General features: G+C 38.3%; 17 protein-coding genes. 14 read left to right on the top strand and 3 right to left on the bottom strand.

The window, feature by feature from the left end; translation table 11 throughout:
* The first annotated feature begins 96 nt into the window (after positions 1-96).
* Positions 97-963 carry a LysR substrate-binding domain-containing protein gene (locus tag AC0L3W_RS11305; protein WP_290039417.1) on the top strand — a complete coding sequence of 289 codons (867 nt, stop codon included), beginning with the start codon at positions 97-99 and terminating at the stop codon, positions 961-963.
* Between the two features lie 99 nt (positions 964-1,062).
* Here the strand turns inward: AC0L3W_RS11305 and AC0L3W_RS11300 are convergent, their stop codons facing one another.
* Together AC0L3W_RS11300 and AC0L3W_RS11295 are read right to left on the bottom strand one after the other, a co-directional pair.
* Positions 1,063-1,731 (bottom strand): alpha/beta hydrolase, encoded by a 669-nt coding sequence (locus AC0L3W_RS11300; protein ID WP_409438856.1) that lies wholly within the window; start codon positions 1,729-1,731, stop codon positions 1,063-1,065.
* Positions 1,732-1,784: 53 nt separating this feature from the next.
* Positions 1,785-2,261 (bottom strand): Lrp/AsnC family transcriptional regulator, encoded by a 477-nt coding sequence (locus tag AC0L3W_RS11295; protein WP_409438857.1) that lies wholly within the window; start codon positions 2,259-2,261, stop codon positions 1,785-1,787.
* Positions 2,262-2,541: 280 nt separating this feature from the next.
* Between AC0L3W_RS11295 and leuA the strand changes: the two genes are divergently transcribed.
* The 11 genes from leuA to AC0L3W_RS11240 all read left to right on the top strand — a co-directional run bounded on the left by leuA (position 2,542) and on the right by AC0L3W_RS11240 (position 11,846).
* Complete coding sequence (leuA, locus tag AC0L3W_RS11290; RefSeq protein WP_409438858.1) at positions 2,542-4,278, top strand: 2-isopropylmalate synthase; 1,737 nt, start codon at positions 2,542-2,544, stop codon at positions 4,276-4,278.
* 158 nt (positions 4,279-4,436) lie between these two features.
* On the top strand, positions 4,437-5,129 hold the full coding sequence (locus tag AC0L3W_RS11285; protein ID WP_409438859.1) for a response regulator transcription factor: 693 nt from the start codon (positions 4,437-4,439) through the stop codon (positions 5,127-5,129).
* A 335-nt stretch (positions 5,130-5,464) separates the two neighbouring features.
* On the top strand, positions 5,465-6,100 hold the full coding sequence (locus AC0L3W_RS11280) for a PepSY-associated TM helix domain-containing protein (RefSeq protein ID WP_290039412.1): 636 nt from the start codon (positions 5,465-5,467) through the stop codon (positions 6,098-6,100).
* Between the two features lie 13 nt (positions 6,101-6,113).
* Positions 6,114-6,632 carry a DUF2271 domain-containing protein gene (locus AC0L3W_RS11275; protein WP_409438860.1) on the top strand — a complete coding sequence of 173 codons (519 nt, stop codon included), beginning with the start codon at positions 6,114-6,116 and terminating at the stop codon, positions 6,630-6,632.
* Positions 6,633-6,664: 32 nt separating this feature from the next.
* Positions 6,665-7,498: a DUF4198 domain-containing protein gene (locus AC0L3W_RS11270; RefSeq protein ID WP_409438861.1), complete on the top strand. Its 834-nt coding sequence runs from the start codon at positions 6,665-6,667 to the stop codon at positions 7,496-7,498.
* Positions 7,498-7,824 (top strand): hypothetical protein, encoded by a 327-nt coding sequence (locus AC0L3W_RS11265; RefSeq protein WP_409438862.1) that lies wholly within the window; start codon positions 7,498-7,500, stop codon positions 7,822-7,824. The genes AC0L3W_RS11270 and AC0L3W_RS11265 overlap by 1 nt, the downstream gene beginning before the upstream one ends.
* Positions 7,821-8,396, top strand: a complete 576-nt coding sequence (locus AC0L3W_RS11260) for a DUF6162 family protein (RefSeq protein WP_409438863.1) — start codon at positions 7,821-7,823, stop codon at positions 8,394-8,396. Before AC0L3W_RS11265 ends, AC0L3W_RS11260 begins: the two co-directional genes overlap by 4 nt.
* Positions 8,397-8,453: 57 nt before the next feature.
* Positions 8,454-9,356: a metal ABC transporter solute-binding protein, Zn/Mn family gene (locus tag AC0L3W_RS11255; protein WP_409438864.1), complete on the top strand. Its 903-nt coding sequence runs from the start codon at positions 8,454-8,456 to the stop codon at positions 9,354-9,356.
* On the top strand, positions 9,356-10,087 hold the full coding sequence (locus AC0L3W_RS11250; RefSeq protein WP_409438865.1) for a metal ABC transporter ATP-binding protein: 732 nt from the start codon (positions 9,356-9,358) through the stop codon (positions 10,085-10,087). Before AC0L3W_RS11255 ends, AC0L3W_RS11250 begins: the two co-directional genes overlap by 1 nt.
* Positions 10,087-10,962, top strand: coding sequence for a metal ABC transporter permease (locus tag AC0L3W_RS11245; RefSeq protein ID WP_290039405.1), 876 nt, complete (start codon positions 10,087-10,089; stop codon positions 10,960-10,962). Before AC0L3W_RS11250 ends, AC0L3W_RS11245 begins: the two co-directional genes overlap by 1 nt.
* A 2-nt stretch (positions 10,963-10,964) precedes the next feature.
* Positions 10,965-11,846: a metal ABC transporter solute-binding protein, Zn/Mn family gene (locus tag AC0L3W_RS11240; protein WP_290039404.1), complete on the top strand. Its 882-nt coding sequence runs from the start codon at positions 10,965-10,967 to the stop codon at positions 11,844-11,846.
* Positions 11,847-11,892: 46 nt separating this feature from the next.
* On the opposite strand, the gene AC0L3W_RS11235 is transcribed toward AC0L3W_RS11240, so the two are convergent.
* Positions 11,893-13,353: a hypothetical protein gene (locus tag AC0L3W_RS11235; RefSeq protein ID WP_290039403.1), complete on the bottom strand. Its 1,461-nt coding sequence runs from the start codon at positions 13,351-13,353 to the stop codon at positions 11,893-11,895.
* Positions 13,354-13,652: 299 nt separating this feature from the next.
* Here AC0L3W_RS11235 and guaD point away from each other — a divergent pair, with 299 nt between their 5' ends.
* Entirely contained in the window at positions 13,653-14,960 is a 1,308-nt protein-coding gene (guaD, locus tag AC0L3W_RS11230) for a guanine deaminase (protein ID WP_409438866.1), read from the top strand.
* Between the two features lie 84 nt (positions 14,961-15,044).
* Positions 15,045-15,620, top strand: coding sequence for a nucleoside triphosphate pyrophosphohydrolase family protein (locus AC0L3W_RS11225; protein ID WP_409438867.1), 576 nt, complete (start codon positions 15,045-15,047; stop codon positions 15,618-15,620).
* Positions 15,621-15,841 lie beyond the last annotated feature (221 nt).

Below are 15,841 nucleotides of genomic sequence, written 5' to 3'. Positions count from 1 at the left end.
TTATGTGTGTATGTCATTTTTGTGTAACTATTATATTTGTTTCTACAATAATGATAATCTATCTAAAATGAAAATTACTTTTACTAGGTGGTAACAATGTCATGGCAAGGGATTAATGAATTTGTTGCCGTCGCGGAGAGCAATAGCTTTTCGCTCGCGGCTAAACAACTGAATATATCAACGGCACAGGTTAGCCGGCAAATTAGTACCTTAGAAAAACGCTTACAGGTCAAACTTTTTTATCGAACCACACGTAGAGTATCACTCACCGAAGAGGCACAATTATTCTACCAACATTGTCGTAATTTACTGGATGGTTTGAATAATGCAGAGCAAGCAATCACTAATCTGCAAAGTAAACCACAGGGGAATATCAAACTTACCGTTCCCGTGACTTATGGCGAACAAAAAATACTACCACTGGTTAATGACTTTGTCGCTTTACATGATGGTATTGAAGTGACAACTGAGTTAACCAATAATCGTGTAGATCTTATTGATGGTGGTTTTGATGTGGCGATCAGGTTAGGTCAATTACAAGATTCCAGCTTGATTGCTAAAAAACTAAGCCAGCGTTCTAATTTCGTGTGTGCATCTAAAGCTTATTTACAAAAACACGGCGAAGCACATTCATTGTCTGAATTAAAACAGCATAACTGTTTACTAGGCACTCGTGACTATTGGCGTTTTATTGAGCTGGGTAAAGAAAAAAATATCAGAGTAAAAGGTAATTTGCGTTGTAATAGTGGTTTAAGTCTAGTGGATGCCGCTTTAAAGAATATTGGCATTGTACAGTTACCTGATTATTACGTGCAATCCTACATTGAATCAGGGCAGTTAGTGACTATTTTAGATCAATTCAGAGAACCATCGGAGGGGATTTGGGCCGTCTACCCACAGAATCGTTATTTATCACCTAAGATAAGGTTATTGATAGATCATTTATCTGCCAACTTAAAGTAGTGATGCTAACCTTTATTTAAAATAGCCATTTAACTTTTACCCCGATCTCTATTTGATTTTGATAGGAAATGTAGTGATTTCGGGGCGATAGTTTTACTTTTACTTCAATACTTTTTGGATCCACTCAGCGATATCAACTAACTGCTCTGCAACGACTGAATGTGGCATCATGTAAGATTGCCATTGAGCCGGATAACCTGCATCAACCAATAGTGTATTTGCCATTTTACCGGCACTGATTGCAACAACTTCATCTTGCTCTCCATGGTGCTGCATAATCGGGGTTTGCTGATTGGCTATAGATAACTCTGAAGGTAAATGATCTGGGCTTGGTAGGTAACAAGACATAGCAAGTACACCGGCTAACTTTTGCGGGTAGCGTAATCCTGAAAATAGACTAATTACACCACCTTGACTGAAACCAGCTAGTACAATCTTATCTGCAGTAATACCACTATCAATCTGTTCTTGAATTAAAGCATGCAAACGTTGTTCTGATTCCATGACTCCTGTGATATCTGCTCGGTTATGCAAGTCCATACTTTTGATATCGTACCAAGATCGCATCACTGCACCTTGATTAATAGTTACTGCTTGCTCCGGTGCATGCGGAAAAATAAAACGAATAGCGTGGTCTTTTGGTAACTTTAATGCTGGTACAATAGGTGAAAAACCTGCACCAGAATCCCCTAAACCGTGCAACCAAATGACGCAAGAAGTAGCTTCCACTGTGGGGTTTATGATGATTTTATCTAAAGTTGAAGACATATTGTATTCCTTATAAATAACTTAATAATGTAATTTTGTATAAAGAGGTTACGCTAATCTAATGGCAATGCAGTCTTTTTTAAGACTTCGCGTAACACAAAACTAGAATGGACACCTGTCACACCCTCTAATTTAGTGATTTGACCTAATAGAAACTGTTCATAATGCTGCATATCACGTACTACGACTTTTAATAAAAAGTCAGCTGATTGCCCTGTAACAATTAAACACTCTAATACTTCTGGTAGCGCGGTTACTGATGCTTCAAAGTTTTCAAAACGTTCCGGCGTATGTCGATCCATACTGATACCGATCATGGCCGTTAGATTTAAGCCTAAGGCTGCGCTCTTTAATAGTGTGACATGTTTATCAATGATACCAGACTCCTCTAAGCGCTTTACGCGTCGTGAGCAAGGAGTCGGTGATAACCCAATACTATCTGCTAATTCTAAATTACTAATACGGGCATTATCTTGCATGAGCTGTAATATTTGTTTATCTATCCGATCTAATTTTACGACTGATTGCATGCTAACTCCTTAAAATGTTATTGATCACTACTATTATTGTTATTAGTAGTGATTTATTGCAATATTTTTACTTTTTAATGGTCACTTTGCAATCACTCACTCAAAAAAGTTCGCTATAGTTTACACCATGGATAGCGAGCAAAGTTTCTAACCGGAAATGGGGGGCAATATTCTTACCATGATGAGCCAACTCGCTAATTCTTTTATCTTTATCTGTAATTTCTTAGTATGATACCCAGCAAATAGTAACCATTAAAGAATCGTTTTTAGGGAATGTCTTATGTCAGCCAATAATAATCAAGCATCTAGTTTCAATCATAAAAAATATCGTGCTTTTGCACCTATTCAAAAGACTGATCGCCGTTGGCCTAACCTGGTAATCGACCATGCGCCTGATTGGTGTAGTGTTGACTTAAGAGATGGTAATCAAGCATTGATTGAGCCAATGAGCCCAACTCAAAAACTAGAAATGTTTAAGTTATTAGTGGATGTTGGCTTCAAAGAGATTGAAGTTGGTTTCCCTGCTGCATCAGCTCCTGACTTTGATTTTGTACGTCAATTAATTGAAGAAAACCATATTCCAGACGATGTGACTATCCAAGTATTGACACAAGCAAGAGAACCACTTATTGCACGTAGCTTTGAAGCATTAAAAGGGGCTAAAAAAGCGATTGTACACTTATACAATTCAACATCTACTGTACAACGCGAGCAAGTTTTCAAAAAATCTCGCGATGAGATTAAAGGTATTGCTATTCAAGGTGCTGAATGGGTTAAAGAGATGGCTGAACAACAGCCTGAGACACAATGGTCATTCCAATATTCTCCAGAAAGTTTTACTGGAACAGAGATGGATTATGCATTAGAAGTGTGTGACGCAGTGATCAATGTATGGCAACCAACGCCAGATAATAAAGTTATCATTAATTTACCTGCGACAGTTGAAGTATCAACACCAAATGTTTACGCAGACCAAATTGAATGGATCAACGATAATATTAGTCATCGTGATTCAGTAAGAATTAGCTTACATACACACAACGACCGTGGTTGTGGTGTTGCTGCTGCCGAGTTAGGTGTATTGGCAGGCGCTGACCGTATTGAAGGCACGTTATTAGGTAATGGCGAACGTACAGGTAATATGGATATCGTGACTATGGCTATGAATATCTATAGCCAAGGTATTGATCCAGAATTAGTTTTATCAGATATGGACCGTATTATTTCTACGGTTGAACGTTGTACTCAGTTAGCCGTTCATCCACGTCATGCTTATGCGGGTGAGTTAGTCTTTGCAGCATTTTCTGGTAGTCACCAAGATGCGATTAACAAATGCATGAGTATCGATGCAGAAAAACGTAAAGATGACCCAGATGCACATTGGGAGGTGGCTTATTTACCGATTGATCCTCGTGATTTAGGACGCAGCTATCAACAAGTTATCCGCATTAATAGTCAATCAGGAAAAGGTGGCGTGGCGTACGTACTTGAACAAGATTACGGTATTCAAATGCCACGTTGGATGCAGGTTGATTTTAGTCCTCACATCCAAGCTTTTGCCGAGCAAAGTGAAGCTGAAGTAGGGCCAACAGCAATTCATGAGATATTCTCGAACACTTATTTAAACCCTGTGCATGCGGTAACGATTGATAGTTATCAGTTAAGCCGAGAAGGCAGTGTTGATACCTTAGAGGCTAAAGTACAGGCACAGGGCCAACATATTGAGCTATCTGGTAAAGGTAAAGGTGTATTAGACGCCTTTGTGAAGGGATTAAGTGCCGCTATTGGACACGACATCGTGTTACTTGATTACAATGAGCATGCTTTACCAAGTAAGTTAGGGGCAGAGAACGAACAAGCTGAAGCAATGGCTTATGTGCAAATTAGTATTCAAGGCCAACGTTACTGTGCAGCCTCTCATTGTGATGATATCGTTACAGCTTCAATGCAAGCGTTGTTAAACGCATTAAGTCGTAGTGATGTATCAGTAGCAAAAACAGCGGCTATCTCAGCTTAATAAATGTATAAGAAAACTTCGTAGATACTTCTTTCTACGAAGTTTTTCCTCGATTAATCATGAGACACGCCTTTCCCGCCAAGATATCCACAATCATATATTGATAAAACATTAATCATAAAGTAGAATACGACTCATTATCATTTATAAGGGTTGTTATGTCTAATATAGTAGTGGTTGACACCGATCTAGAAAGTCGATCATTAATCACTAAAATACTGATCAAAGCTTCACATCAAGTGACCTGCTTAAGTAATAGTGACAGTGTACTTAACCTCCTAGAACAACAAGGTGCAGACCTTGTTATTATTAATGACTGCACAAGCTCGGAACTCATTGTAGAGTTGATTGCTAAGATCTATGAAGATTTTGCTGCTCCTATTTTGCTTTTAAGTGAGCCAGATAAGCAAGATACATTACTTGAACAGCTTAGAGCAGGGGCAGATCAATACTTGATGAAGCCTTTCTCTGCCAACGCTTTATTGGTGCATACAGATGTACTACTTCGCCGGGTCGCTTTAGAGAAAAAACGCGCTAACTTTAGCCATTGCAGCCAACAATTCTCCTTTAAAATATCACGCTTACCTTTCACTGATACTGAAGAGCAATTAGTGCAATATTTAACAAGCAAAGAGGGAGATATCATTTCTAAAGCGACCTTACAGAAAGAGGTGTTAAAGAAAGATCTTTCGATGTTTGACCGAAATTTAGATGTGCATATTAGTAATATTCGCCGCAAAATGTCTAATGCTGGTTTGTCTAAGTTACATATTAAAACAGTCCACGGTAAAGGTTATAGTTTTAGCGAGAGGTTAAGTAAAGTTGCCCCTCTATTATTCTTTTTCCTTTAATAATATTGGAATCTAGCGGCCTATTTTCTGTCCACCTTTCAATTTTTTTTAGTTAACTACTTTTAAGGACTTTCTCCCAACCATAGAAAGCCTTTAAAATATTTTTATCTACAGAGTAAAAGCACTCTCTTTTAATCGTTCCCAAAAACTATTTTTTTAAATTAACGTTTTTTATAGGTCGATTTTTATCTTAATTCAGTCGATTCTTTTAATATATTTTTATGTTCTTATCTTTAATTACCAAATGTAAAGAATGTAAATTTATTTATTAATTAAATGATAATGAATTACATTTGCATTCCTTATAAGCAGCTCCTTAATTAAGATCTTTTTTCATGGCTCTCTCTTTAAAAAACAAAAAAGTACAACTATGGGCAAGACGCTTACATATTTATGTTTCGATGGCTTTATTACTTGTTGTTTTGTTTTTTGCTATTAGCGGTATTACTTTAAATCGCCCAAATTTATATACCAGCGATACTCCACAGGTCGAGCAGCAAACATTAATTATTCCAGATCATTTTTTTAGCATGAAAAACTCACGTTTGACGGTGAATAAAGTCGGCTTACTTGATTACCTTAATCATAAAGCAAACCTTTCTGGCACACCTTCTTCTATGCAGGTTTTCAGTGATATTGAGCAAGGGGAAATGCTCGAAGGAGAAGTCTCTTTAGATTACAAAGGCCCTGGCTTCAATAGCACCGTATTTATTAACCTCGTCACTAAAGAAGCAGAAATAGAGTCAACACATTATGGTGTCGTGGCGGTACTAAACGACCTTCATAAAGGCCGTAATAGCGGTCAAGTATGGGCGTGGTTTATTGATATTAGTGGTTTCTTAATGGTCTTTTTTGCTTTAACAGGTGTGTGTCTATTAGTACCGAAAAAGAAAAGTTTTAGTTTAGGACTGAAATGGATGACCTTTGGTTCTGTAGTCACCCTGTTAATTTATCTATTTGCTGTACCTTAATGAGAGTTTAAAAATGAAATTTAAAAGTGTGTTTTATGTATTGAGTTTATTACTTACCTTACCTAGTTGGGTGAATGCAAAGACTCTTCCTGAACAAGCTGTGATGGATGTTGAATTCACTATTCCTGCTGTAGAAGCGAGCATTTATGCACGCCCTTATGTTGCTGTTTGGGTTGAAGATGAACAGCGTCAACCAGTACGTACTATCCAACTATGGGTTGGTGAAGATGAGTGGTTAAAAGATTTAAGAAGTTGGTGGCGTAAAGTAGGGCGCAATGATCGCGCTGTGGTAGATGCCGTGACTTCTGCAACTCGACCTGTTGGCCAGTACCGTTTCTCATGGGATGGATTAGACCAACAAGGTAAACCTGTTGAGCAAGGTAATTATACCTTCTATGTTGAAGTGGTACGTGAGCATGGTGGACGTAACTATTTACGTCAAAAAATACAACTTGCCGAACAAGATTTTAAGCTGACGTTGCAACCTACCGAAGAAACTGGCTTGATTAATCTGCATTACCATATTCAATAAATTTACTATTAACAATGAAAAGAGAGAATCACATGTTATCTAAAAAAATAAGTATAGTTACTGTTCTTTGCTCTATGGTGGCTGGTCTTGCCTTCTCTACTGTAGCGAATGCTCATCCGCGTTGGATATTGCCGTCTCATTTTAGTATTTCTAAAGAAGGTGGTGATTGGTTAACATTTGATGTAACTGCATCACATGGTACTTTTGTATTAGATAAACCAGCTGGTGCTGAAAATGCACGTATTGTTATGCCTGATGGTCGACAAGAACGTCCTGATACAATTTTACGTGGCAAGCGTCGCTCTGTATTTGATTTTCATTTTACTGAAGAAGGTACGCACCGCGTACAAATTAACAACTTCCCAAGCTACGTAACTCAATATAAAGCGGGTAAACGTGATACACGTAAAAGATTACGAGCAAGCAAAATAGAGCGAGATGCATTATTACCAGAAGGTGCTCGCGATGTAAGCAGTACACTTAACTACACCCGTGCAGAAGCTTACATTACTGTGGGTAAACCTAGTGATAAGCCTTTCCCATTAGAAGGTAAATACTTAGAGTTGCAACCAGAAACTAACCCGGCTGATATCGTGGCAACAGAGCCTGTGCGTTTTCAGTTGTTCTTTAATGGTAAAGCGCAAGCAGGTGTAAAAGCTGAAATTACACGCGACGGCACATTATACCGTAACCAACAAGAGCAAATAGATGTGGTAAGTGATGAACAAGGTTTTATTGAGTTTACACCTGAAATCGCTGGTCGTTATTTATTAAAAGCATCACATAGAGCCCCAATTGAAAATAATCCATTAGCAGACAACATGAATGTTGCTGTGCACCTAACCTTTGAAGCGGTACTACCTTAGTGTCATTGGTTAAGCGCATCGGAAATAGTGTGGCCGGGGCTGGCTTGCTATTCATTAGTAGCGCAGCATTAGCCCATTATCCTTTGATGGAGTGCTGGTCAAAAGGCGATATTATTGAATGCCAGGCAGGTTATAGCGATGGCAGTAAAGCAACTGATTATGCCGTTAAAATGTATGATTATGACGATAACTTAATTGCTAAAGTTAAAACTGATAAGCGTTCTATTGCAACGTTCAAGCTTAGTGCTGATGAATTTTACATTGTCTTTGATTCTGGACACGAGTACCCAGTTGAAGTTGACGGTGTAGAGATTGATGAAAAATGATCACGCAATCCGTTGTTAGCGAAAATAGGGGGCATGAAGGGTATTGGATTGCCTTTTTATGTGCCCTTATCCTTGTATTCGGTGCCTTGTTATTACCTTTTAATCGCACCCATGATGACCATCATACATTGGCAAAGCATCAGGTATTTATCGACGACTTGACCCCTTCTCCATTAGCTATGATTGCTGATCTTCGATTAGCTCATGAAGAGATTCGTTATTTATATGAGACGAATCAAACATGGCCTGACGTGGTGCAGTTAGAGGAAAGTTGGTTAGCTCCTTTTGTCAAAGATAAAAGTTGGGAACACCGAGGCCAACATCAATGGTTATTGGTTGCGCCGGGAGTGTATCAAAGCGAACCAATTGAAAGTGGAACACGTTATTTATTAAATAGCCAAGGTCAGACAGTAGATATTTGGTTGGATAAAGATCAACAAGCTAGCTTGCTACATGCGTTAACGTCGATAGAAAGCAACTCAATAGATTTATCTGTAGCGCAATTTATTAGCGCTGGTTGGATACAAGTTATTTTTAACAATGAAGTTGAAGATACAGCACACCACCATTAATTATTTTTATATAGGCCAAATTATATTTGGCCTTATTGTAGCAGCGAGACCATTACCATGTTTAAACGCCTCTCAATCACCTTATTGTTGTTGGTCTGTAGCACCTCAATTTATGCCAAGAAATTCACTGTTGGTATTACTCTGCAACCTTACTTTAGTTATGTAAAGGCGGTAGTGGGTGACCATGTTGATGTATTACCATTAGTCGATGAAGGTTTTAATCCACATAACTACCAACCACAAGCTAATGATTTACGTCGTTTAAACCAAATGGATGTGATTATTGTGAATGGCATTGGTCATGATGACTTCGCTTTAAAGGTAATTAAAGCTGCTAATCGTGACGACTTAATCGTGATTAAAGCCAATAAAGATGTGCCTTTATTGCCAGCAATGGGACAGTCAGTGGGGAGCGGTGTCGTAAACCCTCACACCTTCGTTGGAGTGTCTACGACGATTCAAAAGGTTTATACCATTGCCACTGAAATGAGCAAAATTGATCCTGATAATGCTAAGTTGTATCGTGCTAACGCTAGAGCCTATGCGCTGAAGTTTAGGAAGATGAAACATCAGGCAATGATGGAATTGAGCGACATCAATACCGCGGGCATGAAGGTAGCAACCACACATAATGCCTATGGCTATATTCTACAAGAGTTTGGTGTTGAGGTTTCTGCAGTTATAGAGCCTGCTCATGGCGTTGAACCAAGCGCTAGTCAATTACAAGAAACCATAGAAAAGATTCGTTCATCGGGCATTGATGTGCTGTTTTATGAATTGAATATGCCTAATCGTTACGTTGATACTATTGAAAAAGAGACTGGGATTAAATTATATCGGTTCTCGCACATGACCCATGGAGCTTATCGGTTAGATAAAGTAGAGATCGAAATGCAACAAAATATCGACACCTTGGTCGAAGCGATGAAGTATACCGCACAGCAAACAGGTGGCGCGTAATGGGGCCAACAATTATATTAAATGATGTTAGTTTACGCTATGAAAACAACATCATCTTAGAAAAGGTTACTGCAACGCTAGAAGCAGGACAATGCCATGTTGTGATGGGACCTAATGGTGGCGGAAAAACCTCACTGCTGCGTTCAATACTTGGACTAACCCCCTTTAAAGGTGATATTCAATTTCAATGGCAACAATGTAAAGGCAAGATCGGTTATGTACCACAAAAAGCCACCTTTGAACCGAGCTTACCGCTGACCGTATTAGATTTTATATTATTAAATCAAAGTCGTTCTCCTTTGTTTTTCAACTTTAATAAAAAGCATAAATTAAAAGCATTACAGCAACTCGCTCGAGTAGGCATGGAAAAGCGCGCAATGTTTCGTATGGGGCAGTTATCCGGAGGTGAACAACAACGAGTGTTGTTTGCACAAGCGTTATTAGATGATCCTGATTTACTGATTTTAGATGAACCAACCAATGGTATGGATGATCAAGGTGTACGTTACTTTGAATCGTTAATTAATGACTTGGTTAAAGAGAAGAAAACTATTCTGATTGTTCATCATGACATCAGTGCTGTACGTCGCTTGCAAGCCACTGTACACGTAGTGAATGGTATTTTATTAGAGAGTGGGCAAGCGGAAGACGTTTTAAAACCAAGTAAAATAGAACGACTATTTAACCATTATCGTCATCATTCAAGTCAGCAAAAAAGTGGGGACGCATAATGGATACGTTGCGTTTATTAGCAAACCAAGGGGCTGAAGCCGGTTGGTTAAGTGAAAGTTTTTCCTATGCATTTATGGTCAATGCCTTAGTCGCAGCTTTGCTAGTCGGCCCTTTGTTGGGAGGGCTAGGTACCTTAGTCATTGCAAAACGTTTAGCATTTTTCTCTGAAGCGGTTGGCCATGCGGCATTAACTGGTATTGCCATTGGTGTGTTATTAGGAGAGCCACCAGAAAATCCAATTATCGGGTTATTTTGTTTCTGTATGATATTTGCCTTGCTATTGCATTTTGTGCGCAATCGCACAGCAGTGCCTTACGATACCCTAGTTGGTGTATTCCTTGCGGTAGCTTTAGCTGGTGGCGCGGCGTTGTTAATGTATGTAGCACGTAAAATTAATATCCACATGCTAGAGAACGTCTTATTTGGTTCAATCTTAACCATTACAGACTTTGATTTATTAGTCTTAGGCCTCAGTTGTTTACTGATAATTGTAGGTTTAATGTTTACTTTTAATCGCATTCTATTAGCGTCTATTAGTCCAGATATTGCAAAAGTACGTGGTTATAACACGCACTTCTATGATTATCTGTTTGTAATGATGATCACGCTCGTAACCATAGCCGCGGTCAAGATTGTTGGTGCTGTTTTAGTGGGGGCATTGTTATTAATTCCAGGTGCAACGGCACGCTTAATGACTAAAAGCATGGGCAGCTTTGTGTTGTTATCATCTCTGCTCGCGACCTTAAGTTGTATTATCGGTACCTTATTGCCGATGGAGCTTAAACTGCCTATACCATCTGGCGCATCAATCATCTTAGTGGCTGCAAGTTTCTTTTTAATTGCTACGGTTACGCGTATTGTTGGGAGAAAGTAATCATGAAAAAAACGATTTATTTACAATCTTTGTCTAGTTTAATCCTGTTTGCAAGCTTGTTACTACCTAGCCATGCAGAGGCTAAAGATATCCTAACTACAACCCCTGTAACCTATATGCTCGCGACTCAGCTAATGAAGGGGACGCCGATCACAACAACGTATCTTGCACCTAAACGATATGGTATTGAACGATTAGGTCATTGGTTTGCGACAAAAGGTGAAGGCAAAGTGATGGCTGAAGCTCAACAAGCTTCTGTGGTAATTACATTGCGTTCTCTTTGGCCACAAGACCCGCTATTTGCTTATGCGCGACAGGGTAATATTAAGATCATCGAAGTCGATGCTTCTCAGTCAATTTCACCAAGAGCAAAAGGGGTTGCGACAGTGCAATTAGCAAGTGGTAACACGTCGCTTTATGCCTGGCTTAATCCGAATAACTTAAGCACTATGTCGAGTATTGTTAGTGATGACTTAAAACGAATTTGGCCAGAGCAACAACAGATCATTGAAAAAAACCAACAGCAATTGTTGATTGATATTCGTCAATTGATTAATCAGCAACAAACCACGCTATTTGATAAAGAGATTGACTCAGTCGTGTTATTGTCAGAGCAGTTAGAAGACTTTGCTTCTGCGAATCAATTGTTTGTAGTAGACCGTTTGTTTAAAGAGGAATTGAACTGGACGGAGCAAGATAAAGCACAATTAAAAGCGTTAATTGATGAATCTCCGGGAGTGTGGATCTTAACCACTAGAAAAGTATCTGCTCGATTGAAACAATTATTACCAGAGTTCGAGCGTATCTTACATGTAAATAGTATCGACCGTTGGGGCAGTAAAGGGATCAGCTTAGAACAGCCATTACAATCTTGGTTGTTTTAGCAGTGTATCTAGTCGTTATCCGCTATTGGATAACGACTTTTATGAGTTAAGTACGTCGTTTGATATGTAATAACGAAGAGAGTTTCGATTGACGTTTTTTATCTGCTGGGTCTTTAATTTTTGCCTCTCCCGCTTTCACTATTTCTACAATACCAGAACGGTTTAAGGTAATTCGGTAGCGCTCGAATTGCTCTAAGTATTGGCCTTGGTCAACAGCCACAATAATGTTGATTTGATAGCGTCTTTCAATCGTCGTGCTTTGTATTTTATCTTTATTATTGGTTGCATTTAAACGCTCAAATACCTTACCTGTTCCACCTTCTGCATAGCGAGTAAGCGGACGTAAGCTAAATAAAATATTCTCTTCAATTGTATCATAGCCAGCTTGAAAGCCATTTTTGCTGATGCGGCTTTCAATACGGTAATGTAATAGCTGTGCACTTTGTTTATTTTGAGTATTACGCTCAGCTAATAAGGCTTTGGTTTGTTGAGGCAACCTGGCATTACTGGTGTAATCCAGCCAAACTTTTTGTTTTGCCATTTCATGTTGATTGGTTGAATCATACAAAGTACGAGCCCATTTCGGCTTGCCCTTACGTATCCAGCGCCACAAAATATTTTTAAAGTCATCTTTAAATACTTCGCGGACTCCGTAAATAATCGACAGTATAAATACCATGAGTGCAGTTAATTGGCTAAAGGCCCCCTGAGTTTTGATAATTAATACTAAGACCACACTCATTAATAATGCTGTGGCAACGCCCGTAACTACTTTACGAGTAATATTACCAAGTACAATAGTTTTACTCTTGAAGATAACACTGTATTCAATTAAGCGGCGTAATAAGCGCATTTTATTGGCGATACGGTTAGCGTCTTTCAGAGTCGAATCTGAGTTGTAACCTTTCTTCTTTCGGTATTCACTTTCTGACTCACAAATTGCCAGTAATGATAAACGGACCTCTGAAAAAGCACTTTGACGTGGTTTTTTAACTAACATACGAAGAATAGTTTGCTCAGTAAACCAAGATAAATAGTTATCCACATTTTCATAGATCGAGTTGAGTTTTGTACTTTTAGGGTGGTGACCACGATGCTTTTTTAAGATATCTAAACAATGCTCTGCTAGCTCAGTTGCTGACTCATAGAAAGCTTCTAATCCTTCATTTTCACCAATAGCGAGCACTTCATTGGCATCTGTTTCTAACGCTGAAATATATTGGTAAGCAAACATGTTTAGGTTGCTTTTGTACTCTGCAGTAGAGCGTTTCATTCGGCTTGCAAAGCGACGGTGTAATAAAGGTAAATGCAAACCATGAGTATGGTAAGCACGGCGACCATCAATACCTGCGTTAAAGTAATCACTTTCAGATAAGGTGTTCTTATTAATACCCATCTCTTTTGGCAAAGAAAAATATAAATCGATACGTCGAAACGTCCCTTGTGTCATGTGGTGGGTGAGTTTAAACGATAATTTTCCGTCTTGCTTTAGAGCGATGTTGGGCAATGGGTCCTCCTTAGTGGGACTCTATTATAGCTATGTCATTACACTTTGTAATGGTAAAGCTGTGAATTAATTTAACTTTTTATATTATTTATTTTATTTATATTTTAAATCAAAGTGTTTTTTTAGATGTTAATAATATGTAATTAGTACTTTCGGATTTGAAAAAAATTGGATATATTAACTTAGCTTTTGGTGATTTTCGGTTGTTAATAATAAAAACGCTTGAACAAGGGCTTGTTGAATTCAAGTCAAAAATCATAGTTATTTTTTTAATCTCAATTTAACTATGGGCGAATTTTATGAACCAAAAATCTATTACAGCTATCCGCGCGAGCTTTTTACACTTCCTTAATGATCCTGCAAAAGTCGACAATATTGAAGACGCATATCAATACATTGCTGACGGAATTCTGGTCACTGAAAATGGTAAAGTCAGTTCATTGACTACTTTTTCACAAGAAAGTGCAGATTTATACCCTCAATTAGAAGATAAACGTGGGCAACTGATTATGCCTGGTTTCATCGATACACATATCCATTACCCACAAACAGAGATGATTGCCGCTTATGGCGAGCAATTATTAGAATGGCTAGAAACTTATACTTTTCCAACAGAAAAACAATTTTCAGATAAAGCCTACGCGAAAAAAATATCGCAGTTCTTTGTTAATGAGTTATTAAAGAATGGGACAACTAGTGCGTTAGTGTTTGGCACTGTGCATCCTGAGTCAGTTGATGCGTTGTTTGAAGAAGCCGATAAAATAGATATGCGCATGATCGCGGGTAAGGTCATGATGGACCGAAATGCACCAGATTATCTATTAGACACCGCGCAATCAAGTTATGACCAATCCAAGGCATTAATCGATAAATGGCATAACAAAGGCCGTTTGCAATATGCGATCACACCGCGTTTTGCACCCACCTCTACACCCGAACAATTAGCGATGGCTGGTAAATTAAAAGCGGAATATCCAGATGTGTATGTACAAACTCATCTTTCTGAAAATAAAGATGAGATCGAATGGGTTAAATCATTGTTCCCTGAACGTGCTGGCTACCTTGATGTTTACGACCATTACGGATTAGTAGGCGATAAGTGTGTATTTGCACATTGTATTCACCTAACTGAGCAAGAGTGGCAAACCATGGCAGATAGTGACTCGGTGATTGCATTTTGTCCAACATCGAACCTGTTTTTAGGGAGTGGCTTATTTAACCTAGAAAAAGCGGATGATATTAAAGTACGTGTTGGCTTAGCGACTGATGTGGGTGGCGGTACTAGCTTTTCTCAACTGCAATCTTTAAGTGAAGCCTATAAAATTATGCAGTTACAAGGACAAACGCTATCAGTCTTTAAAGGCTTATATATGGCGACCTTAGGCAGTGCTGAGTCATTAAGTATGGCTGACAAAGTAGGTAATTTAACTGCGGGTAAAGAAGCTGACTTTATTGTTGTAGATTGGGCTGCAACCGATTTACAAGCTTTACGCCTTGAGAATTCAACCAATCTACAAGATAAGTTATTTGCATTAATGATGTTGGGTGATGAGCGTAATATCCAATCGACTTACGTTGCAGGTAAATTAGTGTATAGCGCAGCGTAATCCATATATTTAAATACTTTTCCTGTCTATAATAGGGCGCTAAATTTAGACTTTGCTATTACTCTGTTACAGATAGGAAACACCATGAAATTAACGCAATTAACTACTGAACTTTATACTAAGCTTTATACAGATATTACGCAGTTTAGAGAAACTTTTGATCTACTGTGTAATGCTCCTGAAAGCATGGATGAAAAAGCCGATGAATTACATACCTCATTAATCATCGAAGAGTTAACTGAGTTAGCTGAAGCACCTTGTAAAGTAGAACAGGCTGACGCCATTGTCGATAGTGTTTATGTATTGATGGGACGCTTGGTACATTTAGGTGATACGCAGGTTGAAGATAACCTAGCGATTGCTTACTTAATTGATCTATTTTTAAATGTCGCTAAGCAACGTGATATTGATTTCATTACTTGTTGGAATGAAGTTCATTCAAGCAACATGAGTAAGGTATGTCGCAATCAACAAGAGTACGACGATACTGTTGCTTTTTATGCGAAGCAAGGTGTGCAATTAACAGATAGTGTTAAAGGGAATTTTATCATCGCTAAGTGTGCTGAAGATGTGCAGTTAGAAAACAAACTCGTACGCAAAGGCAAGGTATTAAAGTCAGTGTTTTACCGTCCTGCTGATTTAGCCCCATTAGTAAACTAATACTAATCACACTAATTAACTGATCTATTTTACTTGTTAAAATAACTTATTTCTTCGTTGTAATTTTCGCAAATAGAACAGCTATTTAACTTAAATTACGCCTTGAACTCAGTCATTTTTCCTGCGTGAAATTTAGATCATTTATTTAATATAATTGGTATAATACCGTTATTATGTCGAATAAATAACCATAAAAAAGCCAAAATACAGCAATGTATTTT

This window comes from Psychromonas sp. KJ10-5 (genome assembly GCF_055808325.1).
The sequence above is the reverse complement of the archived record's forward strand: the minus strand, read 5'-3'. Positions and strand labels throughout refer to the sequence as shown.